Here is a 26664-nt window from a genome sequence, read left to right as displayed (position 1 = left end):
GAACAGGAGAAACTTGCCCGATCACCGCTTCGCTTCACCGAGCGAGGAAAACACCCGTGACGACATCGACCATCCCCCACAGCGGGGAATTCATGCGCCTGTTCGCGCGGATCCCCATGACAGGGGCCGCACTGCGCATCGCGACCACCTTGGCAGGCTACATCAGTTATGACGGCAAATTCAGAGGCGCACCGCGCGGCTTCGCCGCCTTCACGATGAAGGAGTTACAGGCCATGACCGGGATTAGCGACCGCACCATCCGTTCCGCCCTGGATGAGCTGGCGCACCTGTTTGGACTGACCATCGAGCGCCGCCACCATGACCGGCACCTTTTCACATTTTCCAAGGTCTATGACGCGGAAGAAAATGCCGTCCCTGACGAGGATCTGGCCCCGGCTGAAACCGTCGATATTTTCCATGAAAAACGAGTAACCGGCAGTCAGCCGCCGCCTTCTCTATATACAAGAACAAAAAGTAATAATGATACGACCTCAATCATTCAGATTTTGGACGGGGCAGGGTCAGTCTATCAAACGCCCTTTGCCGCGATCATCGAAGATTCCAAGAAAGGCACCGAGGCCGCAGGCATGGACACGCAGTTTCTTTGGAAAGGGTTTCACATGCTGAACGCCAGAAATGACCGGGCCATAGCGCCCCTGTCGTGGCTTGTAGCCTTCGTTCGTAAGGCCAAGCCCACGTTCCAGCACAAGCCCAAAGCACCGGCGCCAGCGGCACCACCCCCCGTCTGCACCGATCCGGTTCAGCTAATGGCGCGACACGCGCCCTCCGCTAACCGGGTTTTCCACGAAAGCGATCTGCGCCGTGCCATAGGCGCCGATGCCTATGAACAGCGCGTGGCTGCGATCCAATCCACCTACAACGTCCCGCGTTTTGCGGCCCAGCTTGCCGTTCACGGTCAGGCGGTCAGGGCAGGGACCATCGACAGATGAAACGGCTTGTGATCCTCGCCATGCTGGCAGTGGTTAGCCCCGTCGCTGCCTGTGCTGAATGGTGTGATCCACCGATCGCGCCGACGCCGACGACACCGGAGCTGGCCCACGACTTCCGCGAAGAGTTCAAAGACGAGTTCGACCAGTATTTTCGGGATGCATCCCTCTACACCGCCTGCCTCGATGCCGAGCGCGTCAGGGTGTTTCAGGAAATGCAGAACACCACACAGCGATACGAACGCTTCCTGAATGACAGCGCCAAATGGAGCCCGTCAGAGTGAACGATCCGCAGCAGATCGAAATGTTTCCGACCGTCTTGTGGTTGCGCCGAACGGACCCCGAGGGAGCCGTCCGCCGTTTCTACCTTGTGACCGTTCAGCCTGATCTATTCGGGGGTGCTGCACTTATCGCGGAATCCGGTCAGCTCGGTTCCCCAGGTTCGACTACAACGCGCTTTTTTCCAGACGAGGGACTAGCGGTCGATGCTCTATCAGAGGTAGCCAAGCGTAAGGCGAAACAGGGTTACGTCTGGTGCAACCATCCAGAAATGTCACCCGTTGTAGAGCGTCAACCAGCTTGTCCGCGCGCGACAACCATGTTGGCCGGTTCTGAGGCCGCTGAGGTTGGCGTGTCGTTCAGTGATTTGGGTTAGGTTTCTCCTTCGTTTTGGTTGTCGGTGATGGTTGTCGCTGGTGCTTCGGCCTGCGCTCTCTGGTTCGAGGCGGCGGCCCGCTGACGGAAGCTTTCGGCGTTCATCTCGAGGATGCTTGCGTGATGGACAAGGCGATCGATAGCCGCGACGGTCATGGCCTTGTCCGGGAAGATCTGATCCCAGCCGCTGAAGGGCTGATTGGCTGCGATGGCAATGCTGCGATATTCGTAGCGCCGGGCGATCAGTTCAAAGAGGACACCGGTTTCAGCCTGATCCTTGTGGGCGTAGGTGATGTCGTCGAGGATGATGAGGTCGAACTTGTCGAGTTTTGCGAGGGCCGTTTCGAGAACAAGATCGCGTCTTGCAGCCTGAAGCCGTTGCACCAGATCGCTGGTCCGGGAGTAGAAGACGCGATGCCCGGCTTCGATCAGGGCGTGACCGACAGCGGACAGGATATGAGTCTTGCCGGTGCCGGAATTACCGATGGCAATGAGATTGCCGCCACCATCCAGCCAGTCGCCTGCTGCCAAGGCCTCGACGCGAGCACGTGGCAAGGTGGGTATGGCCTTGAAGTCGAAGGTTGCCAATGTCTTTCCCGCGGGGAGTTGCGCCTCGTTCAGATGGCGCCGGATGCGGCGCATGTCCCGCTCTGCCAGTTCAAATTCCGCCAGCACGGCAAGGAAGCGAGCGGCTGGCCAGCCTTCGGTATCGGCGCGGGTGGCAATCTCGGCCCAGAGCTTGTGGAAGCTGGGCAGTCGCAGCGCGGTCAGCATGCTGGGCAGCGTATGGATGTCGATCTCGCGGGCGCTCATGCGCTTGCCCCCAGCAGCGCATCGAAGCTGTCCAGAGAGGGATGGGCGACAGCGACATCCTTCGGCAATGCTGTGGCCTTTGGAGCCAACAGCAACACCAGGGCCTTTGGATCCGGCACGCGACCAGCGTCGAGGTCTGCTGCCAGCAAATGCGCCAACTCCGCTTCACAGGACTGTTCATGGGCGATGAAGAGCAGATCGACCATTCGGCGGCAGGCGTCGCGGCGCTGAAGGTCCCGCTGCAGCACCTTCCACGCTTCGGCGTATTCGGTGCGGGGAAACAGGCTGTCACGGTAGATCGAACTCCACAGGGCTTGTGGCTTGCGCCGCAGAGCATGGATGACGTGGTGGTAATTGATGACATGGACGCGATGCCCATCGCCGCGCCCGCGGGCCCGGGGATGGCTGACGACGAGGGTGCCGCCGAGAAACGCCTCGATGCGATCATCGTAGAGATGGACACGCAGGCGCTGACCGATCAGCTGTGACGGTGCGCTGTAGAAGATGCTTTTGACCAGAAAGCCACCTATGCGGGTGACAGGCACCACGATCTTGGTGAAGTCAGTGGTGCGCCGCTGCGGCAAAGGCTTCAGGTGCGTCTGCTCCGCCTGCACAGGCATCCCCCGCTGCTTGTTGCGCCGGGCAACCAGCATGTCGACGAAGCGCCGGTAGTCTTCGATGGATGCGAAGTCGCGGCTGCCGCGCAGGATCAACGCCTGATCGATAGCTGTCTTGAGATGCCGGTTCTGGGATTCCACCGCACCGTTCTCGTGGGCCTCACCCCGGTTGTTACGGCTGGCATCCATGCCGTAGTGGCCGACAAAGGCATCATAGCGCTTGGTGATGTCCTCGCGCTGATCGATGGTCAGATTGCGGAATGCGGCCGAGAGGCTGTCGGTCCGGTGGTTTTGCGGCACGCCGCCCAGTGACCACAGGGCTTGCTGGAGGTTCTCGGCCAGCGCCGTGAAGCTTTCCCCGCCGAGAACCACGCCGACATGTTCCCACCGGCTGTAGACCATGACGAAGTGGTAAAGCAGGTGCGGGAACGCTTGTCCCGCGATCATTACCCGCAGTTCATCGGCATGGGTGAAGTCGGACTGAGCCATGTATCCCGGTTCCGGTGTCTGGCGGAAGATGATGTCGCGCTCAGGACCGTTCAGCGCCCGCCACTGCCGCACCCGCCGCTCCAGGGTCCGCCGGATACGATCGTCTGGAAACGCCACGGGATGCTCGCCCTGAAGATGACGCAACAGGGTGACAGCCTGCAACGCACTGTCGTTCTCCAACAAAGGAAGAAGTTCGCTCTTCCAGTAGTCTTCAAGGGGGTCCGGCACCGTGCGTGCGTGAACACTCTTGCGGTTGGAAGGCAGGGTTGGGTCAGCATCGAAACGTCGGGCGGTCCGTTCACTGAACCCGGCGCGGGCAGCCGCGGTGCGCTGACTGTGATTTTGGAGGTCGGTCATGTATACTCTCAATTGCTGGTCGGTGATGAGTTGATAGGCCAATCCGGATCCTCCGTTTGACAGCAGAGGATCCCAGTTTACCAACCCGCAGCGACCAGCACCTATTCCCAAAATCAATCAGGCCGGTGGGGCTGCCCTCCAGACGGGCAAGCCCGTCTTCCGTCCAGCCCCACCGGCCAAGGTGGTTGTCGGCACCGGCCAAGATGGTTGTCGCTCAACACGAGAGGCCGTTCCGCTATATCCGGCAGGACTTCTTCCTAGGACGCAGCTTCCACGACATGGAAGATCTGAATGCCCAGTTCGAGGAGTGGCGCACGACTATCGCCAACCCTCGGGAGCATGCGACCACAAAGCGGATCGTGGATGAGCATTTTGCCGAAGAGGCACCTTATCTTCTGGCTTTGCCCGCGCACCCTTATGAAGCGGTGCTGACTGTGGAGCGGCGGATCAGCCAAGAGGGCATGGTCGCGGTAGGCGGCAATCAATACAGCGTTCCCGACACCACCAAGCGCCGGATTGTCGAAGTCCAGAACCATCCGGTCGAGGTCCGCATCTTCGAGGACGGCGCACTGATCGCCATCTACCCGGTGCTGGAAGGCAAGAACCAGCGTCGGATCGATCCCAGCCATCGTAAGCCCATCCCACCGGCACGGCGGGCTGTTCAGCTGTTGCCGTCATCAGCCAATGCCCCGGTCGCACGGCGCCCTCTCGCCTTTTACGAAGCCGTGGGTCGCCGTCTGGCCGAAGCTCATGAGGGCCGACCATGACCCCTGTGACCGAACGCATTCGCCAAAGCCTCGTCAGCTTGCACATGGCCCGCGCCCTCGAAACACTGGACCAGACTCTCAGCCGCCTGGAAAAAGGCGAGATCAGCGCCATCGAGGCTATCGACGAGCTGCTGGCCGAAGAACTGACCCTCAGGGAAGGCCGCCGCATCGGCGTGGGATTGCGAACCGCACGCCTGACGCCGATCAAGACGCTGGAGAGCTTTGACTTCTCATTCCAGCCTTCTCTGGATCGGCACCGTATCATGGCGCTGGCGCAGCTTGAGTTCATCAGGCGGGCCGAGGTGCTGCACTTTCTCGGCCCACCGGGCACAGGCAAAAGCCACCTCGCTACAGCTCTCGGTGTCGCTGCCGTGAAAGCCGGCCGGAGTGTCTATCGCAACACTTTGGCCGAGCTGATCGAGGCCTTGAGCAAAGCCGACCGCGAAGGCCGCCTGGTCGAGAAGATCCGGTTCTATGCGCGGGCATCCCTGCTGATCGTCGATGAGATCGGCTATCTGCTGATTACCAGCGGTGGTGCCAACCTGTTCTTCCAGCTGGTCAACGCGCGATACGAAAAGGGTGCGATGATCCTGACGTCAAACTGGGGCTTCGCGGAATGGGGCGAAATCTTTGGCGATCCCGTCGTCGCTACTGCGTTGCTCGACCGCCTGTTGCACCATGCGGTTGTCGTCCAGATCGAGGGGGCCAGCTACCGGCTGCGCCACCATGCAGACCTGATCCCGGAGCATACCCGGGCGCATGCCAACATCACACCGCCGCCACCGCCAAAACGCCGTGACCGGCGGCCCAAAATCGGAGGCGCCAATCAATACTCCGGCTGATCGCCGAACCCGTGAGGTGGGGAATTTTACGCCAGCACTTCTGGGGAAATTTGATCCAGCATTTACACCTTCTCCGAAACCCCCAGACTGGCCACGGCCATACTGTGGGCCGCCTCGCGTGACGAGGCGATGGTTGTCGAACACTTGGTTAGGCTTGGCCGCCGTGACGCGGACAAGCGCCTCGCTCATTTCCTGCTGGAACTCTGGTCACGGCTGACATTCGTGGGCATGGCGGATCGAACGGGATACGCCTGCCCGTTGACGCAGTTTCACCTCGCCGATGCATTGGGTCTGACGTCTGTTCATATCAACCGGTCCCTGCGCAGACTGAGGGAGCGGGCCTGGTTTCCATGAGGGCAGGCCGGGCAGAAATCATGGATCTCCCTGCTATTCTAAAACAGGAAGGCTTTAAGCCAGCTATTCAAGTCTCGATCAATGGAGCGGCGGCAACTTTTAGGCTGTTTCGGCGTTGCCTCGCATGCGCTCGCGTTCGGCCTGCGCACTTTTGGTGAGGAGAACTAGAACATGAAACTGACAATTTTGAGTGGCATCAGCGCGATTGCAATGCTCGCCGCTGCAGCACCTGCTTTTGCTGCAGCCCATACGAACGGCGCGATGATGACCTGTGAGGAATTTCTGGCATTGGCACCTGTAGATCAGGAAGCGGCTGCGATGACTCTGGCGACCTCTGGGCGAGGGGGAGCCATGGGGGCGGGTACAACCCGCGACACTGACGGTAGCACGACGGGCACCGCTGCCTCCGGAGCAACCGACAGCGGTGCTGCATCAACTGACAGCACTTCGACAGGCACGATGGCGACGGATGCACCGACGACGGACACGCAATCCGATGCGACCGCAAATTCTGATGGCACTGCCACAATGGATGGCACGATGCCGTCCGACGGGACCTCTGATGCGACCGCGTCGAGCGATGGCAGTATGGCAACCGAAAATACTGCCTCCACCAATGCTCCCGCGACGGATAGCGCAACGTCGACCGATGGTGGCGCAACAACCAGTACCGACGTGACGAGTGGCAGCATGGACAGTACGTCCTCCGACACGGTCATGGCCGTTGTGGCGATCTGCACCAATACCGGCAGCGCCACAAACTGATCGTCAACAGATCAAAAAGTAGACTATGCAGGTGGCGTCACGACGCGACCTGCAGGATCCAAGGATATCTGTATTCCATTATTTGCGCTCTTAATCCGGTATCATTGATATTTTGTCGGACGCTTTCGTTGAAATCTCCGATAAGCTGTTAAAAGCGACGATTTTCGCGACATCGCTGAGCCATTTTTTCGTATGGAAAACCACGCTCACTAAAGGCTTGCCCGTTGTTCTTAATGTGGTGGTAGACTGAATGGTCGCATCGCAATCAGTTTCACATTCTGAAGGAACTTAACCCAATGAACATGAGGATAAGGATGACTTTTCCCGAAGTTGCATTGCAGCCGCAGAACATGAGACGAGCACCGGTTTAGCGCGCGATTTCATCCGTCGTCCCAGCAGGAGATGAAGGACCGGCAATGCTCGTGGAGGGAACTTGTGAAGCGTTCGGTTCTACACCGGATTTCACAGTCGCCGCCTGAACGCCGTCGGTCGCGACGATCTGTGGTGTCACACTTCCGTCTGAGGCGGCCACACGCCAAACAGTATTGCCCACATCGTCCGCAATCAGCAATGCTCCGGTACCGTCGAGTCCGACACCGACGGGGCGACCACGAGTCGCGTCACCATCTAGAAATCCCGTAACGACATCGACAGCCTTGCCTGAGGGCTCGCCGTCCGTAAACGGAATATAAACTACTTTGTATCCATGAAAGCTGTCGCGGTTCCAGCTGCCGTGCTCGCCGACGAATGCGCCATTGGCATAGGTCTCAGGCATAGCGGAATTCATGGTAAAGGTCATACCGAGGGGGGCCACATGACTGGACAGAGCGTAGTCGGGTGCGATGGCTTTGGCCACCATATCCGGGCGCTGGGGATGCACGCGCATATCAACGTGGTTGCCGTAATAGCTCCAGGGCCAGCCATAGAACGCTCCATCGGTGACGGATGTCATGTAATCCGGCACGAGGTTCGGCCCCAACTCGTCTCGTTCATTGATAACGGCCCAAAGTGTCCCAGTATCTTGTTCAAACGTCAGGCCGTTGGGGTTCCGCAGACCTGTGGCATAAGGGCGACTTGCGCCTGACATGCGGTCGACCTCCCAAATGGCGGCGCGTCCGCGCTCTGCTTCCAGGCCATTTTCCACGATGTTCGAATTCGATCCGATACCGACGTAAAGCTTTGTGCCATCCGGGCTGAGGGCGAGATCCTTGGTCCAGTGATGATCGATTGGCCCGCCCGGCAGTAGAGTCAGAACAGTCGGGGCTGCGGTGATCTGCGTCTGACCCAGGGGAAATGGATAGGACAGAATCGCATCGGTCGCTGCCACGTAAAGAGTGTCATCGATCCATGCGACGCCGAACGGCGCGTTCAGCCCCGTCAACAGATCGACCCGATTGTCGACAACACCGTCCCGGTTGGTATCCTGCAACAGGGTAATCAGGTTGCTGTCCTTCTTGGATGTATCCTCGCCAGAGCCATGTGCCATCGCCATGATCCAACCCCTGATGTAATCCTTGGGCCGCGACTTCGGTTCTCCGGGTGGCTTCTGGCCCTGCACAACCAGAACATCGCCATTGGGAAGAGTATGAACGGTACGCGGGTTCACCAGATCAGTGGCGTAAGATGTAATCGTCAGGCCCTCGGGCACCGTTGGTGTCTGTCCACCGTTCCAGCCGATGACTTCAGCTACCTTCGTACTGGGCAGCAACGACTGCTGGGGAGCGGGCAGAACCGGAGCAGCACCAATCTGCCTCGCCACATCGAAATCTTCACTTTCCGCGAGAGCCGGCACAGCAAGGGACGCCGTAAGGCACGCCGCGAGCAGCCGGGCGGTAAAAGAGCGCTCGTAGTCAACCATGGTGCGATACTCCCACGCCGTATCTGTGAACGAGGGACGCGCCCAGCCATGCTGTGACAAGCATGAGTGCTACGGTCAGTGCAGACAACGTCAATCCCCAAGGCACCACGCCCGTCCAGCCGTCTCTTGCGTGGACCAGACTGTTCAAGAGGGCCAAGAGGAGTACGACAATATTGCCAATCGCATGCGGCCAGACCCGCGGGATCGCGCGTATCTGCGGATTAGCGACCACATCTATAATTCCTGCAAGGGCTGCAAACCCGCCGAAGACCAACCCAGCGAAAAGCAGCCAGGCGCTGAATTGCTGCCACATCAGGTTACTGGTTTGCCAATACGCAAGATCGGTGACGAGCGCGAGGATGAAGCACACAATGGGAAAAACCACCAGCATGCCGTGAACAGGATGGCCTGCAATGGCGGCTGTGGACTTTGGTTGTATGTCACTCATAACAAATTATCCAATCCAGTCTGTTAGGAATTATTAACGTGAGAGAGTAGTAACGGTTCCAGCTAAACCCTGCTGCAGGATAGATACGGTTGACACGATGGGGCAGGGGGAGGATGCAAATTAAAAGACCAGTCTTGTTGTCTTAATTGACAAGGAAGCCACCGAACCGGCGAAAAATCTTGACAAGAAGATATCAGACGGATTCGAGTTGCCTTTCCCCCTGCACATGAAATCTACCCGGGTACAGTCTTTCTGCCACCTCACGTTCTTGGGTATCAGAATAAAGATAGTCCCGTGTTAAAGGGACGTTCTTTTTGTCGGATGCCAGTTGGAATTGGAAAACCACCAAACGCTCATCGATGAAAGAGCGTTCGGAGGCCGTCAGATAGTACCGCCACATCCGCACAAACCGGTCGTCGTACAGAGTGCGGACCTCGTTCGTGTGCGCTTCAAACCGCTTGCGCCAGTGATGAAGAGTGTATGCATAATGAAAACGAAGGACTTCGACATCCGTGGTGCATAGCCGGTTGCCCTCGACGGCACGCTGGATTTCCGACATCGCAGGAAGGTAGCCGCCAGGAAAAATATTTGCCCGGATCCAGGCGCTCGTGGCTCGCGGCGGTGTGGCCGTTCCGATGGTATGGATGAGTGCCACGCCGTCCGATGTCAGTAGATCGCGAACCTTTGCGAAATAGTCCTGGAAATGCGGTGCGCCCACATGCTCCAGCATGCCAACTGAGACAATGCGCTCATAAGGTCCCTGGACGTCCCGATAATCCTGCAGACGGATCTCGATCCGGTCTGACAGTCCGGCGGCGTCCACCCGTGCGAGAGCTATCCGGTGCTGCTCATCGGACAGGGTGATGCCGACCACCCTGACACCGTAGTCCTTGGCCAGCGTCAGGGCCATGCCGCCCCAGCCACAGCCAATATCGAGAATGCGATCCCCGGGCCGAATGCAGAGTTTGCGGGCAATATGATGTTTCTTGGCCTCCTGCGCGGCATCCAGACTCATCTCTGGATCTGAAAAATAAGCGCAAGAGTATTGGCGATCACTGTCGAGAAACAAATCGTAAAGCTTGGACGACAGATTATAATGATGCGCAGCGTTCTCACGCGATTTTCGCAATGGGTTACGGGCCAGGGTATGCTGCAATGGATTCGAAATCCTTCGCACGGCATCCATGAGCAGAGTGGTGTGACCCAGTTGGCGATTGCGTAAAAGAAGCGCCAGCAATCCGTCCAAATCGTCATTTTTCAAGGTGAGGTGCCCGTCAGTATAAGCATCGCCAAGGGCCTTGTCGGGGCTGAAGATAAGCCGCCGCGGGAGATCGGGATCGTGTATCCTCGCCTGTATGACGGGATCGGGCGTAATCTTGTTGGTCTTGCCATAGACAGTCGTCGTTTTGTCGGGCCATGTAATCCCGAGCGATCCCGTGACAATTAGTCTGCGCAAGGCTCTGTCCAAAAGCGCTTTCCACATTTTTCCGTCCTTAGATTTGCTGCTCTTTGATCCTTCAAAATTGTCTAGTGAGCGGAATGAAAAAGCGACATCCTTGTGAGGTCAAGGCCTGCTTGCTGAAAAGCTGCAAATTCACAATGTCCCATCATTCCTGATATAGTGGGAGATGCTTTAATTCGCTGCCTGTTCTAGGCGTCACTGCAATAATATCACCATCCGTGCTGCGCATAAAATTCAATTCTGCAAGTTTCAAGGCAACTGCTTTTGTACCAAATCCTTTGTACCCGCCAACTTTTATAATAACCTGAGCCTGTTGTCCTGTTGGTCTGACGTGAGACACGTCACCAACCTTGCTGTCATCAGGCCCATAGACGCTGGCCCCTTCAATTTTCAGGGAATAAACCTCCTGGGCGCAAAGAGGCGTGTACTTTGAATATTCCACCTGAACCTCCACGATTTTATAGCCTCACGTCCTGTCAATCATGATAAACATTCATGATTGCGAAAGCCTCGGATTGACGTCAGCGGGCCGCTCCTCCATTCGCACATTTCTCTGGGTCCAACGGGATTTGCAGAAAATGGTTCCTCACCCAAGGAGTGTGTGCGGAACTGTACAAAGTTATCTTACGCGTTAAGCCGGGTTGACCTGTCGCGATCAATCGGAGCTGTGCTCAGGTTTCCCTTTGCGCGATGTTTCCGCAAAGTCCTTCAGTTCTTCTTCCGTCATTGAGTCGTAAATGTCCTTTGCAGCGCCTTCCAGGTCGCTGACATTCGTATCGCCGCGCTTTGCGGAGAGGGCTGCACCGGCAGCCTTTTGTTGTGCTTTGGATTTGGCAGGCATTCTGCGTACCCTCCCGGTACGGGCACCGCCGGGATGACGGCGCTGAAACGTTTTAGTAACGAGGTAATGCGGCTAATTGTTCCGAAGCATCAAGCGCAGCCAAAGCAGGCGTCGGAACGGGTCAGCCTTGCCCTTTCGTACGGCTGGGCCAAAGGAAGATCTGGTTCAGACCCTCCAGCGCCAATCAACAATGGCTGGCAGGTCTTCGCCATGCGCACGGATATAGACGTGGTGAGCTGCAAGGCAGCCGTGACAGTAATAGCGCAAACGCTCTACCTCCGACCCTTCGCGGCCACTTCGGGTCACCGCATCAAGGGCCAGCGTAAAGCGGTCGATACCATTCAGGACGGTCATGTCGAATGGCGTCGTTGTCGAACCTTTCTCGGCGTAGCCATGAACATGGAAATTGGCGTGCCCGGTGCGGCGGTAGGTCAATTCGTGGATCAGACCCGGATAGCCATGGAAGGCGAAAATGACCGGCCTGTCGGTCGTAAAGCAGCCATCAAACTGCGCGTCCGGTGCCCCGTCCGGATTAAGGGGTGAGGGTTGCAGCGCCATCAAAGCTACGACATTGACAACACGCAGCCGCAGGTCGGGTAGGTAATCGCGCAGAATATGCACGGCAGCCAGCATCTCGAGGGTTGGCACATCGCCGGCGGCCGCCAATACGACCTCGGGATCGTTATCATTCGCGGCCCACGCCCATACCCCGAAACCGGCCGCGACATGGTCTCGGGCCGAGGCAATGTCCAGCCACTGCGGCTCGACTTGCTTACCTGCGACGATGACATTGACCCGATTGCGGCTTCGCAGGGCGGTGTCGGCGACGTGCAGAAACGTATTTGCGTCCGGCGGGAGCCAAAGAGTGACAAGGTCCGCCCCTTTGGTCGCGAGGTGGTCAAGAAACCCGGGGTCCTGATGGCTGAATCCGTTGTGATCCTGCCGCCAGACATGGCTCGTCAGCAGGTAATTTAGTGAAGCGATGGGTGCGCGCCATGGGACCTCCCTGGCGCTGCGCAGCCATTTGATATGCTGGTTCACCATGGATGAGACGATATGGATAAAGGCCTCGTAGCTGTTGAACAGCCCGTGCCGTCCTGTCAGCAGGTAGCCTTCCAGCCACCCTTCGCAGAGATGTTCGCTCAGCACTTCCATGACCCGGCCATCCGCGGTCACGTCGACATCCGAAGGCTTCACCTCTCCCGTAGCCTTCCGGGCCGTCACCTGGAACACCGGGTCGAGCTTGTTGGATTGGGTCTCGTCCGGACCGAAGAGGCGGAAATTGTGGGGATTGCGGCGCATGACGTCGGCCAGCCATTTTCCCAGCTGATGCGTCGCACTCGCCGTCGTCCCGCCGGGCGCGTCCAAGGTGAGTGCCTGAGACGCAGGGTCCGGCAGGTCAAGCGAACGCAGCAGGCGGCCACCGTTGGCGTGTGGATTGGCCCCGATCCGGTGCGGACCGCGGGGCGCCAACGCACGGATGTCGGCATTGGGACGGCCGTCGGGGAACAGAGCCGCCGGATCGTAACTTTGCAGCCAGTCTGCGAGTTGAACCCGATGCGCCTCATTCTCGCGGACCTCGGTCAGCGGTACTTGATGGGCGCGGAATGTGCCTTCGACCTGCAAACCGTCCACCACGTCGGGACCCGTCCAGCCTTTCGGGCTACGCAACACGATCATGGGCCAGCGTTCCGCTTTGCCGGCACGGATGGCAGCGTGCACGTCACACACGCGGTCGAGTGTTTCAGCCATGAAACGATGCATGACGTCAGGATCGTCGCCAGAGACGATACAAGGTGCCCAGCCCAAACCAGTAAACATGGCGCAGAGATCCGCATTGGTCATCCGTCCCATCACGGTCGGTGCGGCGATGCGGTAGCCGTTCAGATGCAATATGGGTAAAACCGCGCCATCACGCCCCGGAAGCAGGAAGCGATGTGATTGCCAACTCGTTGCCATGGCCGCTGTTTCCGCTTCGCCATCGCCGATGACGCAGGCCACGGTGAGGTCCGGATTGTCGAGGGCGGCCCCGATGGCGTGCGCCAGGGCATAGCCAAGTTCACCGCCCTCGTGGATTGAGCCGGGCGTGGGAGGGGCCGCGTGACTGGGTACGCCTCCGGGAAAAGAGAACTGACGAAACAGAAGGCGCAGACCGGTTTCGTCCTGTCCTACATCGGGGTAAGTTTCGGAATAGCTGCCATCGAGCCACGCATTGGCCAGGACGGCAGGAGCACCGTGGCCGGGCCCTACGATGAACAGCATGTCCAGATCGCGATCTATGATGATTCGGTTCAGATGTGCTTGCACGAAGTTCAGACCGGGCGACGTACCCCAGTGCCCCAAGAGTCGGGGCTTGATGTCATCGCGCTCAAGCGGGCGGTTCAGGAGAGGATTGTCCATCAGGTAAATCTGGGCAGCCGCGAGGTAATTCGCGGCGCGCCACCAGGCATCAATGCGCTTGAGCATGTCGGTCATCGGGCGCTCCGCATCAGGTTCTGGGTCTCCTGAGCCATGATCAATTCTTCCTGAGAGGCGACGGCGCGCACCTCAATGAAGGCATCCGGGGCTGTCAGCAGTTCTGCGCAAGCCTCATTGGCTTCCGGCACCAGCTGGATCCCGAAGACGGCCAGGTCTGCGCATATTCTTTCGCGAATCCGGGGCTGCTCGGCACCGATCCCGCCGGTAAATACCAGTGCATCGAGCGCCCCCAGGCTCACCGTCATTTCGGCCACGGCTTTCGCAACTTTTCGGCAGAACAGACCGGTGGCACGTTCGGCGCGAGGGTCGTCGGAAGGCAACAGATCGCGCAGATCGTTGCTGATGCCGGACACGCCTTTCAGTCCGCTCTCGTGCCACAGCATGTGTGCCACATCGTCGGGGGTGAGATTGCGGGCCTGCAGAAGATAAAGCACGAGCCCGGGGTCCACAGCGCCCGAACGTGTTCCCATCATAGGTCCGTCAAGTGGGGTTGCGCCCATTGTTGTGTCGATGCTGCGACCGTCTTTCATCGCGCAGGCGCTGCAGCCTCCGGAGAGGTGCAGTGCCACAATGCGCCTGCGGGACGGAGCGACCTCAGCCATGTACCGTGCAACCCAGGCATAGGACAGCCCGTGAAACCCGAACCGGCGGATGCCCTGAAGAGCGGGCGCATCCGGCAGGGGAAGAGCACGGGCAAGGTCGGGCAGGGTGGCATGAAAGCTGGAATCATAGACCGCAACCTGCGGTGTATGGGGGTGTTGCTTTGCAATGGTCTGGGCCGGTCCCAGAGCCTTACGTTGGTGGAGAGGAGCGAGCGGCGTCAGCAGATCGAGTTGCTGTGCGAGATCTGGCGTCAGCCATTCTGCCGCACATGTTCGGTTGCCCCCGTGAACGACGCGATGCGAGACGACGTAGCCTGATCCCAAAACAGCCGCCGACTTCAGTTTATCAATGATCCCGAGTACGGCGTCGTCAAAGTCAGACGGATCGGGGACGATGAACTTCATGCCAGATTTGTCTTCGACGTTTATCTGTAGGGACGCCTCACGGGACAGATCGACACCCCCGTCGGCCAATTGCGTCAATCCTGCGGATGTTTCGCTGAATGCGACAAACGACAGGCTTGAGGAGCCAACATTCAGACAGAGGATATCAACCATCGTTTCTTCCTGTCGTCGGACGATTGAGACAAAGCACGACTTCGGCAGTGCCGGGGCTGATGCCGATGCCTGTCGTCTCAAGTGCCGCCCGCCGTCCGGCGGTGGGCGGCGAGCTAAGCGGATTTATACGTGATCAGAGCCCCGTCGAGGGTGTGGCGCCTTCCGCGTTTTTGTCTTTGACACGCAGGTTGTTTTGAACATGTTTCACGCCGGACACGCTGTCGCAGCAATCCTCAGCATGGCGCTTGGCGCGTTTTGAGTCGACGGTACCGTCGAGTGTGACCTCTCCAGCGTCGACCTTGATCTCAATGTCCGATGGGTCAATATCCGGATCTTCCGTCAGGCGGTCGTTGATATCCTCCTCGATCCGTGTGTCGGAACGCTGATAGCCTTTCGGGCCGCGCCCGCGATGATCCGCCTCGCGTCGGCGTTCTGCATCATCATCCCCGAACCAGGATGAGACCTCGTCCGAGGCCCGGTCCATAAATTCACGATCAGACCTTTTATCGGAACGGTCGTAACCCCTGCCGCGGGGGGGGGTACTACGGTAATAGTCGGGGTCGTCATCGCGCCCGGGTCGACCCCGATAGCCACGGTCCGACTGCGGATCAAATTTCCTCTGGCTATTGTCGTCACGATCGGCGTAGCGGCTGCGTTGCATGTCGCCGATGTTGCCAATCCATTCGGGACCGCTGACGTGACCCTCATCACGATCGGAGGTTCCGGAGCCGTCTGTATAGGTGCCGGACCCGCCTTGCATATTGCGATGTTCGTTCTCGCCGCGATCCGGTCCATATGCAGGACCGTCGCGGCCCTCATTGCGGCTGCGGGTCCGCCCGGATTGATTTCCATAACGATCAGGCATCGGTCATTCCTCCTTTAGCGTTGCCGATAGTGAAGTGCGCTCGCATGGCGTCGCACTCGAAGAACCAAATTTATAAAGGAGGGTCTGGTTCCCAAATGTACGGTTTCGAACTGAGCTATAATCCGCCAATATGAAACGACGTGTCCGGAGCAGTGATGTCAATACTGAACCAAACTCCATCAAATAGACCCTTTGGACGTGAAGTGGCAGACATCTGGCCAGTGATAGCCTCATTTGTCATCCCCAAACCAGTTAATTGCAGCCCCACGACGGGAAAGGGCCATAACACCTACATGGCTCTTGTCCTGCAAAACCCATTGAAAAGGCCATGCGCCACGGGAATCTCAGGCTTCCGGACCGAGACGGCGAGATAATAAGGACTTGGCCAACTTTTTGGAATAATCCTATTTTTTGAGCTAAACCTTAAAGTATATATATAATTATGCTGACTTCATTTAATCAGCGATACCAATCTTGGTACGAATTCGTACTGACGTTGACACAAAGTCAGCCGATATGTTAATCCCTATACGTTCACATGCTGAAACAGCTGCTCTGCCAAAGACAATCCTTTGAGATGGGGGTATTGATATGGTTGATGATCAGAGAGTTTTGAATTTTTCACTGTCTGTCCGCGGCGTCAGCCCAGAGGGTGACTTCAGCCAGTGTGATTTTCAGGGCGTTCGAAAAGCGGGTATGTCCCCAGGACGGTCTGCGGTGAGCGATACGGTTGATGTGGTGGCTGCAGCGCAGGCGTTCATTCGCTCCCGCTTTTTCTCAATGATCAGCGACTGACGCTTGCAGCTACGTGACAACGATAATCTGCTGGACTGCGTGCTCCCTTGTTGCGGCTCGTTAGTCAGAAAAGCTTTGTAAGCTCGGAGTAACAAGATGATGAACTTCGATGTGCCTTGCGCTCATGCTTTGCCCGCGCACGAGAAGCGCCCGGTGACCCTTGATCTTTTCGAGATGAGTTCGCGTTCGGAATGCGAAGCATTTTTAGGCAAGATTTTGGTAACGTTTGTCGATCTGGGCCTCACCGCCGACGAAATGAGCCGGGCGTCCGGTATACCTCTTGGCATTATCACCAATGGGCTGACTCATCTTGAAAAACGACGATCGTAAGGTGCGCGGGTCCCCCATGGCAATCAATAATTAAGACCAAAACGCGATGTACCGAATTCTTTTGGCCGAAGACGATATTATTGTGGCCGCGGATGTCACTTGTGAATTGATCCGCCAAGGCCTGCAGATTGCGGGGGTAGCGTCGTCGCTTGCCGAAACCTTACATCTCATCGGGCAAGTAGAGTTCGATCTGGCTCTCCTAAACGTCGAACTTGCGGACGGACTCAGTTATGACGCAGCACGCCGACTGAACGCTCTTGGTATTCCCTTCGTATTTTTTACGAGTTACGAAAGAGAGGAGATCTTGCCGGAATTCCGGCATGTCCCGCTTATTCTGAAGCCGCAAATCGCGCCAAGAGTCGTGGGCCGTGTTGGCAGCATTGTTCATAACCTTTTCAGCGGCCCGTCGCGGGGTTCTGTGTCAGATGGCTCTTGAGATCAGCGCTGTTCAGTCTTCTCCACGTTTTCGGCAGGCGAGAACCCGATCAGCCGCGCATATTCGGCCTCCGAGGTGCCATAGGCGCTTTGAGCGAGGTCCTCCAGCTCATGCCGGTCCAGTATGATAATCTGTCCACGGTTGGCGCGGATCAGCCCTTTGCCTTCAAGCAGATGGATTGCGACTGTCACACCCGCGCGGCGGACACCAAGCATGACCGACAAGAACTCATGCGTCAGTTCCATGATGTCACCTCTGGTTCGGTCATGACACATCAGGAGCCACCGTGCCAGCCGCTCCTCCAGCTTGGACTGTCCGTTCGACAGGGCCGTCTGCGATGTCTGGGTGATCATGACCTGCACGTAACGCAGCAGGTGGCGCTGTAGCGTCGGGTTCTGGTCCAGAAGGGTCCGCAATGTGCTGGCGTCGATCGCGAATCCTTCGCCGGCAACTTGCATGAACGATTGATGGGGCGAGTGAGACGCCTGCAACGTGACCGGCGTTCCCGACATCCCTTCGTTGCCAAACAGCCCGACCTCGATCAGGCGTCCAGTGTCCGTAAAGGCAACGGTGGAGCCGACGCCGGACGTCGGAAAGTAGACCAGAGCGATGGCCTGATCCGGCTCTTCCAAAACGAACCCTCTTTCCAAAATCACCTGCTTGAGGTGAGGCTCAAGCAAAGCGCGATCGTCGCGGGGCAGAGTATGGATAAGATTATTTTGTCCCGGGGGGCAGGTCAGACGTTTTGCCATAGATACGCTCTCCGATTGAAAGAGCGCTGGACGCAAGACCGTTTATTCGGCGTCGCCCGGACCATGTGACGCCCACTGGGTGTACACTAGCCGTCCCTGAAAATTTTACCAGAAATCAAATAGGGACGCTTTGGCTCCGAAATCCTTGATCCTCGATCTATTGATCGTCGGGCAAGAGGTCGGAGCACCTGCATATCAAATTTCGGGGTAATGCAATATAAGTACGAGACCTTAGGTGATCCGATAACTTTTTGCAGATGCTCCTGTCGGCATCCTGACAAAACAGATTCCTAAAACAATAGGATGTACGATTTCGTACGATTTGCCAGCTACATCCGGATGGTTGACGTCGTTAAAAAAGGTGCCCCAGTGAAAACGCTATCAGGCATTATCGGCACCCCGCACGCACATTGAAGGTCTGGGCGGAAACTCAGTCCACATCACGACGGACCGTTCTGAGCCTGCGTAACTCGACGCGAGTTGGCTGGCGACGCTTCACCGGTCGAACACGTATCGTGCAGCCTCTTCACTCTGCCGCAATACTGTCTTTGAGACGGGCATGTTATTGGAAAGTGCCGCAGGTACTTATTTATGGGTGTGATCTCTTAGGAATCTCAATAATAACGTTATCTTTGGGAAGGGCGGGCAGTCTGTACATATCGAGGTCAAGATTTTGATCTGGTAGTGTCCGCCAATCAATTCGCTCAATCAGAATGCGCGTTGCCGCAACCATCAGATCTTGCGTGACCCATTCGCCGGGGCATCGGTGATTGGCCGCATGGTCGCCGCCCCCTTGCGGGATCATCGTAAAGGGATCACCGGACCATGTCCTGAAGCGGTCTGGGCGAAAGATGTCAGGATCATCCCACACCTTGTAATCCCGGTTGGTGCCCCAGATGTCCAATGCAACGAGCCCATTTGCTGCGATGTCATGTTTGCGCCATTGCGTCCGAGCACGCGCCCGTGCCGCGAGGAGCGGAAAGAACGGAGCAGTCCGCCGGACTTCCTGAACAAACAATAGGGTGTATGCAGGGTCGAGACGCAAAGCCGAAACTTCCAGCGGGCGGGTGGCGAGTGCCACAGCGACAAAAGTCAGAAAAGCCGAGACGGCCACGAAGGGCCGGAGCACATTGATTAATTCGACTGCTGCGACATGCTCATCGAGCAAATTGCCCTCCAGATCACGCCACTGAGCAATTCGGTCAACGACCGATCCGGTCCGTGTCGCTGCTCCGCCAGACCGGGCGTCAGCAATCCTTTCCGCAGCCCAGCGGTCCGCGCGTTTGCGCGCCCGCCGTGCAAGAAGCTGGCGATGATCGACAGTACCCGCATGTTCGAAGAGATGCGACAGCATCCGGCTGTGCGCGGGAATTTCCGCATCGGTCAGCGGCGCGCCCACCCAGTCGCAAACACTCCGTGTCAAAATACGTTCAAACGCATTCTGCAGGACGATCCGTCCCGGTTCTCGCAGAAGTGCATCTATGGCGGCAACTGTTTGTAGGGTCAGATCGTCAGTGCGGCCCGGACCAACAAGGTCAAGGAACAACGCTTTGCGGTGCCGATGTGCCGCGTCGTCAAGCCCCTGAACACCACCTTCGCCAAACAACGTCGGCCGTGTCCCACCAGTTGGTGTAAGAGGCCGCGCGCGGAGCCTCCGGCGTAGCGCAGCGCGCGGCCGGCGGTAATGCTGGCGGTCACCGCCGATTTTCGGAGAAGGTTCGGGTTGCGAGACCTGTAACCATAACCGGAGAAGACGACGATGACCGACGACAGAATGGCGCTGATCGCGCTGATTGAAAAGCAGGCTGACACGGATCTGGTGCGCGAGATGCTGTCCTACGCAGCTGAGCGGATCATGGAGGTGGAGGTGGAACTGCACACGGGTGTTGCGAAGGGCACGCGCTCGCCCCTGCGCGAGGTTCAGCGCAACGGATACCGGGAACGGGATTGGGATACGCGTGCGGGGCGGATCTCGCTGGAGATCCCGAAGCTGCGTAAAGGCAGCTACCTGCCGAGCTTCCTGGAGCCTCGGCGCACCGCTGAGAAGGCGTTGGTTGCGGTCATTCAGGAGGCTTATGTTCAAGGGATTTCCACCCGCTCGGTCGATGATCTTGTGAAGGCCATGGGCGCAGGCGGCATGTCCAAGAGCCAGGTCAGCCGCCTGTGTGCTGAGATTGATGACCGGGTGAACGCTTTCCTGACCCGGCCGCTGGAAGGAGCCTGGCCCTACCTCTGGCTGGATGTCACCTACCTCAAGGTGCGTGAGGGCGGGCGGATCGTCAGCCGTGCCGTGATAGTGGCCGTGGCGGTGAACGAGGACGGCAAGCGCGAAGTGCTGGGCGTTGCCACCGGCCCGTCCGAAGCGGAGACCTTCTGGACCGACTTTCTCCGCAGCCTTGCTGACCGTGGGCTCCGCGGCGTGAAACTCGTAATCGCCGATGACCACAAGGGACTGAGGGCCGCCGCGCGCCGCGTCTTCAATGCCACTCAACAGAGGTGCCGCGTTCACTGGATGCGGAACGCGCTCGCCCATGCGCCGGCCAAGCAACGCATGGCTGTCGCGGCGATGCTGAAGACGATCTTCGCCTAGGACACCAAGGTTGAAGCCGAGGCGCAGTGGGATGTTGTCGCCGACGCGCTCCGCGAAAAACAGCCCAAGCTTGGTGCCCTTATGGATACCTCGCGCGACGATGTGCTGGCTTACATGTCCTTCCCCCGCGAGCATTGGACGCAGATCGCATCAACAAATCCACTCGAACGGGTAAACCGTGAGATCAAGCGACGGGCCGATGTCATCGGGATATTTCCAAACGATGCCTCAATCATAAGGCTGGTCGGTGCGCTCATGTTGGAGACCAACGACGAATGGGCCGTGGCGCGGCGCTACATGTCGCTTGAAACTCTCGCACGCGTAACCGACAATCCAACCGTCAGGCTGCCCGCCGTGGCCTCCTGATCAGTCTCGGACCTCTCCAAGGGTCGCGCTTCTTACACCAAGCATTGGGACACGATCACAACGTCTTCTTGAGAAAGCCGGGTGCCGCGCCGTGGCGTTTGAATACGGTCGTATCGTAGAAAAAGCGCGCCGCCTCCACGCCGCTCAGGAATACTGTCGGTTCCAGCATCAAGCGCGATTTGAACGCGTCACTGCCGATTTTGGCGCATGTTTTGCCGACAAAGCGGTAGGGGTCGCGTCGCAGGTGCAGAGTGCTGTCAAACGGTGCCATCGGTTGAGATATCCATCTTGAGATCAGGCAAACCAGCTGAGTTCCATCAGCCGTGTTGGTGGGGTGGCAGTGCACCGTCAACAATCATGAAGTGCTGCATTAACTGCGTCCGCTATCTGATTGAAGGCACGTACAAAATCTATATCGCCTGATGTTTTCATAAAGTGTCGTCACGTTTACTTGCTTTTGCCATCAGGCTCCACCTGGCTCCTGTGCAGCATGGCCTTTATGCTGCCAGGCACGATGCCAGAAAGCATTTTTGATACCGTCCACGCGACACCGGGGACCTTGGCGCGATCACCACGCATCATGGCATCATAGCCCGCACGCGCGACCTGCGTGGGATCATCCTTGTTGTCGCTGCGACCGATGGGCGTATCGCCGAGATCGTTACGGTCAAAGATCTTCGTTTCTACAGGTCCCGGCATCAGGCATGTCAACGTGACGCCGTTGCCCTCCCATTCATCGCCGAGCGCAGCGCACAGGCTGTTGATATAGGCCTTGGTCGCGTCATAGACGGCGTCGTAGGGTCCCGGCACATAGCCACCGATAGAGCCTGTGACCAGAATGCGACCCTGACCCCGCCTGGCCATACGCTGTCCGACACGGTGCAGCGTATTGGTTGTCTGAAAGATGTTGAGGTCAATCAATGCTTCGACATCGTCCCAGTCCTGTTCGTGAAACGCCCGGCCAAGGGCGCGGCCAGCGTTGGCAAAAAACAGGTCGGGTTCGCGCTCGCCGATCCTGTCCCACAGCGCGGTCATGCCGTCAGCTGTTGCAAGGTCGGTCTGCACAGCCTCGATGATCCCGCCAAGGCGGCGCAACTTCTCGGCAGCCTCCTCAATCTGAGGCTCATCCGCGCAGATCAGCAGGTCGTAGCCGTCTTCGACCGCGATGCGGGCCAGTTGATACCCGATACCGCTGGATGCACCGGTGACAACGGCAAAACCCTTCGTCGACATGTTATTTCCCTCCGCTGTTTGGCTCGGCCATCCGGCGGTGAAGCTGCGCCATGACGCTGTCTGGCAGGATATTGGCCATCGCGGCCTGGATCTTGTTCATCATGCCGGGCGTGACGCCGCTGCTGCCGCGCATCATCGCGTCATAACCAGCCTTCGCCACGGCCGCGGGATCGGCCTTGCCGTCGCTTTGGCCGACGGGCGTGTCCTCCATCCCGGCACGGCTGAAAAATTCCGTATCCGTTGGTCCGGGCATCAGGCAGGTCACGGTAATACCGGTGTCCTGCACTTCGTTCCGCAAGGCCCAGCTCAGGTTGTCGAGATAGGCCTTCGTCGCGTTGTATACCGCCTGAAAGCTACCGGGCATTAACCCTGCGATGGAGCCGGTAATGAGAATACGTCCCTCGCCACGTTGGCGCATTTTCCGGATCGTCCGGTGCAAGAGCGCCGTGGTGCCGGCGACGTTCAGATCGATCACGGGTTTGACGTCGTCCCAGTCCTGTTCAAGGAAGGCATGACCCAGCCCGATACCGGCATTGGCGCACAGGTAATCGACGTCCCGGTCCCCGATCGCGGACCACAACGCATCGATACCCGCTCTTGTCCCCGTGTCGGCTTCGACCACCTCAACATTGACCTGCGTGCGTAATTGTTCTGCCACCTCTACGATCCGGGATTCATTGGCGCAGACAATCAGGTCGTGCCCGTACAATGCAAACCGCTTTGCCAGCTCAAGACCAATGCCGGTCGAGGCGCCGGTCACGACGGCCAATTGTGCGGTACTCATGACGCTGTGCTCGGCTTCAGAACGACCTTAGTCCAATCATTCTGGTTATAGCGGAAATTTTCGTACCCCCGTGCGGCGTCTTCCAGCGGGAGACGGTGCGAGATCATAAAGCGGCTGTCGATCTGCCCTTCACCGATGCGTTGCAAAAGCTCCTTGAGGTAACGTTGCACGTGGGTCTGACCGGTCCGGATCTGCAGACCCTTTTCCATCATGGCGCCTAACGGAAACTTGTCGAGGAATCCGCCATAGACACCCGGGATCGAGACACGTCCCCCTTTGCGGACGGCCAAAATCGCTTCTCTCAGCGCGTGACCACCATCGGCCCCAATCCCGACGGTCTGCTTGATATCATCCATGACCGCATCGGGCGTCATGCCGTGACTTTCCATACCGACGGCGTCGATCACAGCATCGGGCCCCATGCCACCTGACATTTCCATCAGGGCCTCGAGAACATGGGTCTGTTTGTAGTCGATGACATCGGCACCAAGGTCACGGGCCAGTTTCAGGCGATTGGGATAATGATCGATGGCGATCACCTTGTGCGCGCCCATCAGCAGGGCACTTTGGATTGCGAACAGTCCGACGGGCCCACACCCCCAAACGGCGACCGTGTCACCCTGTTCAATCTGGGCGTTTTCCGCGGCCATCCAGCCGGTTGGTAGAATATCGGACAGGAACAACACGTCATCGTCCTCCATCCCGTCGGGGATCACGATGGGTCCGACGTCGGAGTAGGGCACACGAACGTATTCCGCCTGACCACCGGGATAACCTCCGGTCAGATGCGAATATCCAAAAAGCCCGCTCAACGCATGACCGTAAAGCGGTTCAGTCAGATCCTGGTTGTCGACAGGATTGGAATTGGCGCAGGCAGAGAATTGCAGTTGCTTGCAGTGAAAGCACCCCCCACAGGAAATCGTGAAGGGCACGACAACCCGCTGGCCCTTTTGCAACGTACTACCCGGCCCCACGTCGACCACACGGCCCATGAATTCATGACCCAGAATATCGCCGGATTTCAGCCCAGGTATGACGGCATCGTAGAGGTGCAGATCAGACCCACAGATCGCAGTCGAGGTCACTTCGATGATCGCATCACGTGGGTTGACGATTTCAGGATCGGGCAACGTTTCCACCCGGACGTCGTGCTTTCCCTGCCAAGTCAAAGCGCGCATTTCACTGACCTTCCTGTTCGGTTTTGCGATTTCGGTTTGTCGCGATCTCTCCGGTTTCCATGATCATCTTGAGCCGCTTAAGGTCTCTGCGACCCTGAACACTTGGCTCGCGCTGAAAGAGCTTGGCAACCATGCGACCCAGTGTTCCGGCCGGGGGATCATAGGCAATTATAGCCTCGACTTCAGTGCCCCGTTCGCCAGGCGCATCGCGAAACAACACCTTGCCACGGGTTTCGATCTGAGAGCCTTCCGTCGATGACCACGCGATTTCTTCGCCGGCTCGATCGGAGACGATCCGGGTGACAATTTCCACGCTCTGGCCCGGCGCATCGATCTCCCAGTGGCACAGGTCGCCGACGGTCCGTACGGATGTGATGTTTTCCATGAATCTGGCGAGGTTGCCGAAATTGCGATAGAAATCGTAGACCTCATGACGAGGCTTGCCGATCGTCACGGTTTTTCCGGTAACGGCAAAATTTCCAAAGTACGATTGTCGGGCGGTCCGACCGGGCGCGTCGTCTGGAAATCTATCCAGATTGTCGCTCTTGGAGCGTGCAAGGGCAAATAGTCCTGCGGTCCCGATGAGGGCGGCCATTCCAAGCGTGAGCCACACAGCTTGTGAATGGCCACCGGCCCTTGATGGACCAGAATCAGCATTGCGCCATTTTCCAATGCTACGATCTACCATGACGTACCTCCGGGCATGCTTATGGATCGGTATGATATCGGATTAATAAGGGGACGCCCGTGTTACCGAGTATCAATGGAACAACGAACGCGGAAACTCTACATGCACAATGCACTCTCGGGCAGATCGTTCCACCGAGATGCCTTAAAGTGAATAAAGCTATTGAAGTTAATTCAGACTCACAGTCTTGCTGGCCGACGTGCTCTGTTTCCGGGCAGAAGCGAAAACTACCATTTCAAAGCTGAATTATCTGGTCAAATCGCCTGAGCACCTGTGATGGTGGCGTCGCAAACTTGGCTTTGAAATTCCGGCGGCATGGAACTGAAAGGGATCTCGGGCAGTTCGCACGTGTAATGGCAAACATCATCGATGCACTTTCACACGAATTTTCGGGCCACAGCAGTCTGCCTTGGCCCGTCCTGATGTTTCGGATCATCGGCGCCGTGGTCTTGACATCAGTCATCGGCTTTGAACGCGAAAGCAATGATCAAGCTGCCGGCCTTAGGACGCACATGCTGGTGGGATTATCTTCGGCCTGCTACTGCCTGCTGGCGCTGGATCTAGTCGGACAGGATTTCGGGGACAACGTGCGCCTCGACCCGATCCGCATGATCGAGGCTGTGACGGGCGGCGTGGCCTTTCTAGCGGCAGGCCTTATTGTCTTCACGCGCGGTGAAGTCAAAGGTCTGACAACCGGCGCTAGCCTCTGGCTTGCCGCGGCAATCGGAACTGCGGCGGGTCTGGGCGTTTGGCTGATCGCAGTGCTTGCGACAGCTTTGGCGATTTTCATCATCGGACTTCTGAAGTCCATCGAAAGATTTTAAAGCAATCGTCTGCGCAACATGTGAGCAGCGACTCTTGTCCATTTCAGAATTGGGGCGTGACCCAGGTCCCCCATCATCTCTTGGTAGTGTCCGAGGACACCGGGCGTCCCCTTATCAAACCGATATCATACCGATCCATTAGCATGCCCCGAGGTACGTCTCTGGTGGCGTTCCCGGAGCATGTGGATGGACTTGGCCGTGCCACGGTCATAACGGCAGCGCCCCAGAGACGCCTTCAGCTCCTCTGCGTATTCCGATTTGATGCGCCCACCCGTTCCGATTTCATCCGCCCACCGATTCCGGGGTATGCGCCCACCCCTGTGACGTGCTGCTGCGAGGCAATCTGTAACCGGCTGCCTTCCGCCCTTTTGGCACGAAGGAAGCCCGATGAAGAGAATGCCGATGCGGAAAATACGAGATGTGTTAAGGCTGTCATCCGAGGGTCTGTCGACGTCAAATTGCGGCGAGCCTGGCGATCGGGCGCACCACCTTTCAGGGCTATCTTGATCGTGCCGCTGAGTTGGGCCTGAGCTGGCCACTGCCCCCAGAGATGTCCGACACGGACCTCGAGCGTCGTCTGTTTGATGGGGCCGACCAGAACACCCAACGTGTCGCCGCGAGTTGCGCTGCAAGGGCGTGACGCTGTCACTGTTATGGGAAGAATATCGCTCCGACCATCCTGAGGCTACGGCTGTTCCCGGTTTTGCGAGCTTTATACCCGGTGGGAAGGCAAGCTGTCGCCAGTGATGCGCCAGCGTCATCCGGCCGGGGAGCGTCTGTTCGTCGATGGCGCAGGACACACGATCGATGTGATCGATCCCAAGAGCGGTGAGGTGCGCACGGCACAACTGTTTGTCGCCACGCTGGGGGCCTCGAATTACACGTATGCTGACGCGACGTGGACCCAATCACTGCCGGACTGGATCACAAGCCATGTGCGCGCCTTTGGCTTCTTCGGGGATGTCGACGCT

27 protein-coding genes and 2 pseudogenes are annotated in these 26664 nt (G+C 58.0%); 12 read left to right on the top strand and 17 right to left on the bottom strand.

Translation table 11 applies throughout. The features are described from left to right. The first annotated feature begins 56 nt into the window (after positions 1–56). The 3 genes from GLR48_RS22245 to GLR48_RS22235 are packed head-to-tail and all read left to right on the top strand — an operon-like array spanning position 57 to position 1602. Positions 57–950 carry a hypothetical protein gene (locus GLR48_RS22245; protein WP_237065773.1) on the top strand — a complete coding sequence of 298 codons (894 nt, stop codon included), beginning with the start codon at positions 57–59 and terminating at the stop codon, positions 948–950. Further along, positions 947–1231, top strand: a complete 285-nt coding sequence (locus tag GLR48_RS22240; protein WP_237065772.1) for a hypothetical protein — start codon at positions 947–949, stop codon at positions 1229–1231. The genes GLR48_RS22245 and GLR48_RS22240 overlap by 4 nt, the downstream gene beginning before the upstream one ends. Further along, complete coding sequence (locus GLR48_RS22235) at positions 1213–1602, top strand: WGR domain-containing protein (RefSeq protein ID WP_336886668.1); 390 nt, start codon at positions 1213–1215, stop codon at positions 1600–1602. The genes GLR48_RS22240 and GLR48_RS22235 overlap by 19 nt, the downstream gene beginning before the upstream one ends. Here GLR48_RS22235 and istB (GLR48_RS22230) read toward each other — a convergent pair. Together istB (GLR48_RS22230) and istA are read right to left on the bottom strand one after the other, a co-directional pair. Next, entirely contained in the window at positions 1599–2414 is an 816-nt protein-coding gene (gene istB / locus GLR48_RS22230; protein WP_237065770.1) for an IS21-like element helper ATPase IstB, read from the bottom strand. The two genes, GLR48_RS22235 and istB (GLR48_RS22230), sit on opposite strands and share 4 nt — an antisense overlap. Next, the gene (istA, locus tag GLR48_RS22225) at positions 2411–3877 is read right to left on the bottom strand and encodes an IS21 family transposase (RefSeq protein WP_442915867.1); all 1467 of its coding nucleotides are present in this window, start codon (positions 3875–3877) and stop codon (positions 2411–2413) included. Before istA ends, istB (GLR48_RS22230) begins: the two co-directional genes overlap by 4 nt. 185 nt (positions 3878–4062) lie before the next feature. On the opposite strand from istA, the gene GLR48_RS22220 reads away from it, so the two are divergent. The 4 genes and pseudogenes from GLR48_RS22220 (at position 4063) to GLR48_RS22205 (ending at position 6605) form a co-directional block, all read left to right on the top strand. Next, complete coding sequence (locus GLR48_RS22220; protein ID WP_237065766.1) at positions 4063–4644, top strand: Mu transposase domain-containing protein; 582 nt, start codon at positions 4063–4065, stop codon at positions 4642–4644. Between the two features lie 44 nt (positions 4645–4688). Continuing rightward, on the top strand, positions 4689–5486 hold the full coding sequence (istB, locus tag GLR48_RS22215) for an IS21-like element helper ATPase IstB (protein ID WP_272911661.1): 798 nt from the start codon (positions 4689–4691) through the stop codon (positions 5484–5486). A 69-nt stretch (positions 5487–5555) separates the two neighbouring features. Then, a pseudogene (locus GLR48_RS22210) lies at positions 5556–5896 on the top strand (Crp/Fnr family transcriptional regulator); the annotation flags it as partial. Between the two features lie 115 nt (positions 5897–6011). Next, positions 6012–6605 carry a hypothetical protein gene (locus GLR48_RS22205; RefSeq protein WP_237065761.1) on the top strand — a complete coding sequence of 198 codons (594 nt, stop codon included), beginning with the start codon at positions 6012–6014 and terminating at the stop codon, positions 6603–6605. 367 nt (positions 6606–6972) lie between these two features. Here GLR48_RS22205 and GLR48_RS22200 read toward each other — a convergent pair whose 3' ends face one another. From GLR48_RS22200 to GLR48_RS22165, 8 genes are all read right to left on the bottom strand, one after another. After that, a complete protein-coding gene (locus tag GLR48_RS22200; RefSeq protein ID WP_237065759.1) occupies positions 6973–8463 on the bottom strand; it encodes a PQQ-dependent sugar dehydrogenase in 1491 nt (496 codons plus the stop codon). After that, positions 8456–8911: a DUF2231 domain-containing protein gene (locus GLR48_RS22195; RefSeq protein ID WP_237065758.1), complete on the bottom strand. Its 456-nt coding sequence runs from the start codon at positions 8909–8911 to the stop codon at positions 8456–8458. The genes GLR48_RS22200 and GLR48_RS22195 overlap by 8 nt, the downstream gene beginning before the upstream one ends. A 193-nt stretch (positions 8912–9104) precedes the next feature. After that, positions 9105–10394 (bottom strand): SAM-dependent methyltransferase, encoded by a 1290-nt coding sequence (locus tag GLR48_RS22190; protein WP_237065756.1) that lies wholly within the window; start codon positions 10392–10394, stop codon positions 9105–9107. Positions 10395–10518: 124 nt separating this feature from the next. Next, positions 10519–10815, bottom strand: a complete 297-nt coding sequence (locus tag GLR48_RS22185; protein ID WP_237065754.1) for a PRC-barrel domain-containing protein — start codon at positions 10813–10815, stop codon at positions 10519–10521. 213 nt (positions 10816–11028) lie between these two features. After that, complete coding sequence (locus GLR48_RS22180; RefSeq protein ID WP_237065752.1) at positions 11029–11214, bottom strand: DUF3008 family protein; 186 nt, start codon at positions 11212–11214, stop codon at positions 11029–11031. Between the two features lie 165 nt (positions 11215–11379). Then, entirely contained in the window at positions 11380–13689 is a 2310-nt protein-coding gene (locus GLR48_RS22175; RefSeq protein WP_237065750.1) for a phosphoketolase family protein, read from the bottom strand. After that, entirely contained in the window at positions 13686–14852 is a 1167-nt protein-coding gene (locus tag GLR48_RS22170) for an acetate/propionate family kinase (RefSeq protein WP_237065748.1), read from the bottom strand. The genes GLR48_RS22175 and GLR48_RS22170 overlap by 4 nt, the downstream gene beginning before the upstream one ends. A 133-nt stretch (positions 14853–14985) precedes the next feature. After that, positions 14986–15717 (bottom strand): BON domain-containing protein, encoded by a 732-nt coding sequence (locus GLR48_RS22165; protein WP_237065747.1) that lies wholly within the window; start codon positions 15715–15717, stop codon positions 14986–14988. A gap of 591 nt (positions 15718–16308) precedes the next feature. Between GLR48_RS22165 and GLR48_RS22160 the strand changes: the two genes are divergently transcribed. The 3 genes from GLR48_RS22160 to GLR48_RS22150 all read left to right on the top strand — a co-directional run bounded on the left by GLR48_RS22160 (position 16309) and on the right by GLR48_RS22150 (position 17278). Beyond that, the gene (locus tag GLR48_RS22160; RefSeq protein ID WP_237065744.1) at positions 16309–16512 is read left to right on the top strand and encodes a hypothetical protein; all 204 of its coding nucleotides are present in this window, start codon (positions 16309–16311) and stop codon (positions 16510–16512) included. A gap of 96 nt (positions 16513–16608) precedes the next feature. Then, complete coding sequence (locus tag GLR48_RS22155; RefSeq protein WP_237065742.1) at positions 16609–16842, top strand: hypothetical protein; 234 nt, start codon at positions 16609–16611, stop codon at positions 16840–16842. A gap of 46 nt (positions 16843–16888) precedes the next feature. Then, positions 16889–17278, top strand: a complete 390-nt coding sequence (locus GLR48_RS22150) for a response regulator (RefSeq protein WP_237065740.1) — start codon at positions 16889–16891, stop codon at positions 17276–17278. 2 nt (positions 17279–17280) lie between these two features. Here the strand turns inward: GLR48_RS22150 and GLR48_RS22145 are convergent, their stop codons facing one another. Beyond that, entirely contained in the window at positions 17281–18030 is a 750-nt protein-coding gene (locus GLR48_RS22145; RefSeq protein WP_237065738.1) for a Crp/Fnr family transcriptional regulator, read from the bottom strand. A 589-nt stretch (positions 18031–18619) separates the two neighbouring features. Beyond that, on the bottom strand, positions 18620–19636 hold the full coding sequence (locus GLR48_RS22140) for a cytochrome P450 (protein ID WP_237065736.1): 1017 nt from the start codon (positions 19634–19636) through the stop codon (positions 18620–18622). 153 nt (positions 19637–19789) lie between these two features. On the opposite strand from GLR48_RS22140, the pseudogene GLR48_RS22135 reads away from it, so the two are divergent. Next, a pseudogene (locus tag GLR48_RS22135) lies at positions 19790–20986 on the top strand (IS256 family transposase). 55 nt (positions 20987–21041) lie between these two features. On the opposite strand, the gene GLR48_RS22130 reads toward GLR48_RS22135, so the two are convergent. The 5 genes from GLR48_RS22130 to GLR48_RS22110 all read right to left on the bottom strand — a co-directional run bounded on the left by GLR48_RS22130 (position 21042) and on the right by GLR48_RS22110 (position 24869). Further along, entirely contained in the window at positions 21042–21257 is a 216-nt protein-coding gene (locus tag GLR48_RS22130) for a hypothetical protein (RefSeq protein WP_237065734.1), read from the bottom strand. Between the two features lie 176 nt (positions 21258–21433). Next, positions 21434–22219: an SDR family NAD(P)-dependent oxidoreductase gene (locus tag GLR48_RS22125; protein WP_237065319.1), complete on the bottom strand. Its 786-nt coding sequence runs from the start codon at positions 22217–22219 to the stop codon at positions 21434–21436. 1 nt (position 22220) lies between these two features. After that, positions 22221–22979: an SDR family NAD(P)-dependent oxidoreductase gene (locus tag GLR48_RS22120; protein ID WP_336886672.1), complete on the bottom strand. Its 759-nt coding sequence runs from the start codon at positions 22977–22979 to the stop codon at positions 22221–22223. Positions 22980–22999: 20 nt separating this feature from the next. Beyond that, positions 23000–24181: a zinc-dependent alcohol dehydrogenase gene (locus GLR48_RS22115; protein WP_237065729.1), complete on the bottom strand. Its 1182-nt coding sequence runs from the start codon at positions 24179–24181 to the stop codon at positions 23000–23002. Between the two features lies 1 nt (position 24182). Then, on the bottom strand, positions 24183–24869 hold the full coding sequence (locus GLR48_RS22110; RefSeq protein WP_237065727.1) for an SRPBCC family protein: 687 nt from the start codon (positions 24867–24869) through the stop codon (positions 24183–24185). Between the two features lie 293 nt (positions 24870–25162). On the opposite strand from GLR48_RS22110, the gene GLR48_RS22105 reads away from it, so the two are divergent. Beyond that, on the top strand, positions 25163–25693 hold the full coding sequence (locus GLR48_RS22105) for an MgtC/SapB family protein (protein ID WP_237065725.1): 531 nt from the start codon (positions 25163–25165) through the stop codon (positions 25691–25693). The last annotated feature ends 971 nt before the right edge of the window (positions 25694–26664 follow it).

The organism is Loktanella sp. M215, assembly GCF_021735925.1.
In the GTDB taxonomy this organism is placed as follows: Bacteria; Pseudomonadota; Alphaproteobacteria; order Rhodobacterales; family Rhodobacteraceae; genus Loktanella.
This window is presented reverse-complemented; position numbering and strand designations above follow the sequence as displayed.

Bases quoted from the DNA above. Each gene is read 5' to 3' on its own strand.
- GLR48_RS22240 (WP_237065772.1), top strand. From the start codon at position 947: ATGAAACGGCTTGTGATCCTCGCCATGCTGGCAGTGGTTAGCCCCGTC.
- GLR48_RS22170 (WP_237065748.1), bottom strand. From the start codon at position 14,852: ATGGTTGATATCCTCTGTCTGAATGTTGGCTCCTCAAGCCTGTCGTTT.
- GLR48_RS22195 (WP_237065758.1), bottom strand. From the start codon at position 8,911: ATGAGTGACATACAACCAAAGTCCACAGCCGCCATTGCAGGCCATCCT.
- GLR48_RS22160 (WP_237065744.1), top strand. From the start codon at position 16,309: ATGGTTGATGATCAGAGAGTTTTGAATTTTTCACTGTCTGTCCGCGGC.
- GLR48_RS22110 (WP_237065727.1), bottom strand. From the start codon at position 24,869: ATGGTAGATCGTAGCATTGGAAAATGGCGCAATGCTGATTCTGGTCCA.
- istA (WP_442915867.1), bottom strand. From the start codon at position 3,877: ATGACCGACCTCCAAAATCACAGTCAGCGCACCGCGGCTGCCCGCGCC.
- GLR48_RS22165 (WP_237065747.1), bottom strand. From the start codon at position 15,717: ATGCCTGATCGTTATGGAAATCAATCCGGGCGGACCCGCAGCCGCAAT.
- GLR48_RS22200 (WP_237065759.1), bottom strand. From the start codon at position 8,463: ATGGTTGACTACGAGCGCTCTTTTACCGCCCGGCTGCTCGCGGCGTGC.
- GLR48_RS22145 (WP_237065738.1), bottom strand. From the start codon at position 18,030: ATGGCAAAACGTCTGACCTGCCCCCCGGGACAAAATAATCTTATCCAT.
- GLR48_RS22155 (WP_237065742.1), top strand. From the start codon at position 16,609: ATGATGAACTTCGATGTGCCTTGCGCTCATGCTTTGCCCGCGCACGAG.
- istB (WP_237065770.1), bottom strand. From the start codon at position 2,414: ATGAGCGCCCGCGAGATCGACATCCATACGCTGCCCAGCATGCTGACC.
- GLR48_RS22115 (WP_237065729.1), bottom strand. From the start codon at position 24,181: ATGCGCGCTTTGACTTGGCAGGGAAAGCACGACGTCCGGGTGGAAACG.
- GLR48_RS22180 (WP_237065752.1), bottom strand. From the start codon at position 11,214: ATGCCTGCCAAATCCAAAGCACAACAAAAGGCTGCCGGTGCAGCCCTC.
- GLR48_RS22125 (WP_237065319.1), bottom strand. From the start codon at position 22,219: ATGTCGACGAAGGGTTTTGCCGTTGTCACCGGTGCATCCAGCGGTATC.
- GLR48_RS22175 (WP_237065750.1), bottom strand. From the start codon at position 13,689: ATGACCGACATGCTCAAGCGCATTGATGCCTGGTGGCGCGCCGCGAAT.
- istB (WP_272911661.1), top strand. From the start codon at position 4,689: ATGGCCCGCGCCCTCGAAACACTGGACCAGACTCTCAGCCGCCTGGAA.
- GLR48_RS22190 (WP_237065756.1), bottom strand. From the start codon at position 10,394: ATGTGGAAAGCGCTTTTGGACAGAGCCTTGCGCAGACTAATTGTCACG.
- GLR48_RS22130 (WP_237065734.1), bottom strand. From the start codon at position 21,257: ATGGCACCGTTTGACAGCACTCTGCACCTGCGACGCGACCCCTACCGC.
- GLR48_RS22205 (WP_237065761.1), top strand. From the start codon at position 6,012: ATGAAACTGACAATTTTGAGTGGCATCAGCGCGATTGCAATGCTCGCC.
- GLR48_RS22150 (WP_237065740.1), top strand. From the start codon at position 16,889: ATGTACCGAATTCTTTTGGCCGAAGACGATATTATTGTGGCCGCGGAT.
- GLR48_RS22235 (WP_336886668.1), top strand. From the start codon at position 1,213: ATGGAGCCCGTCAGAGTGAACGATCCGCAGCAGATCGAAATGTTTCCG.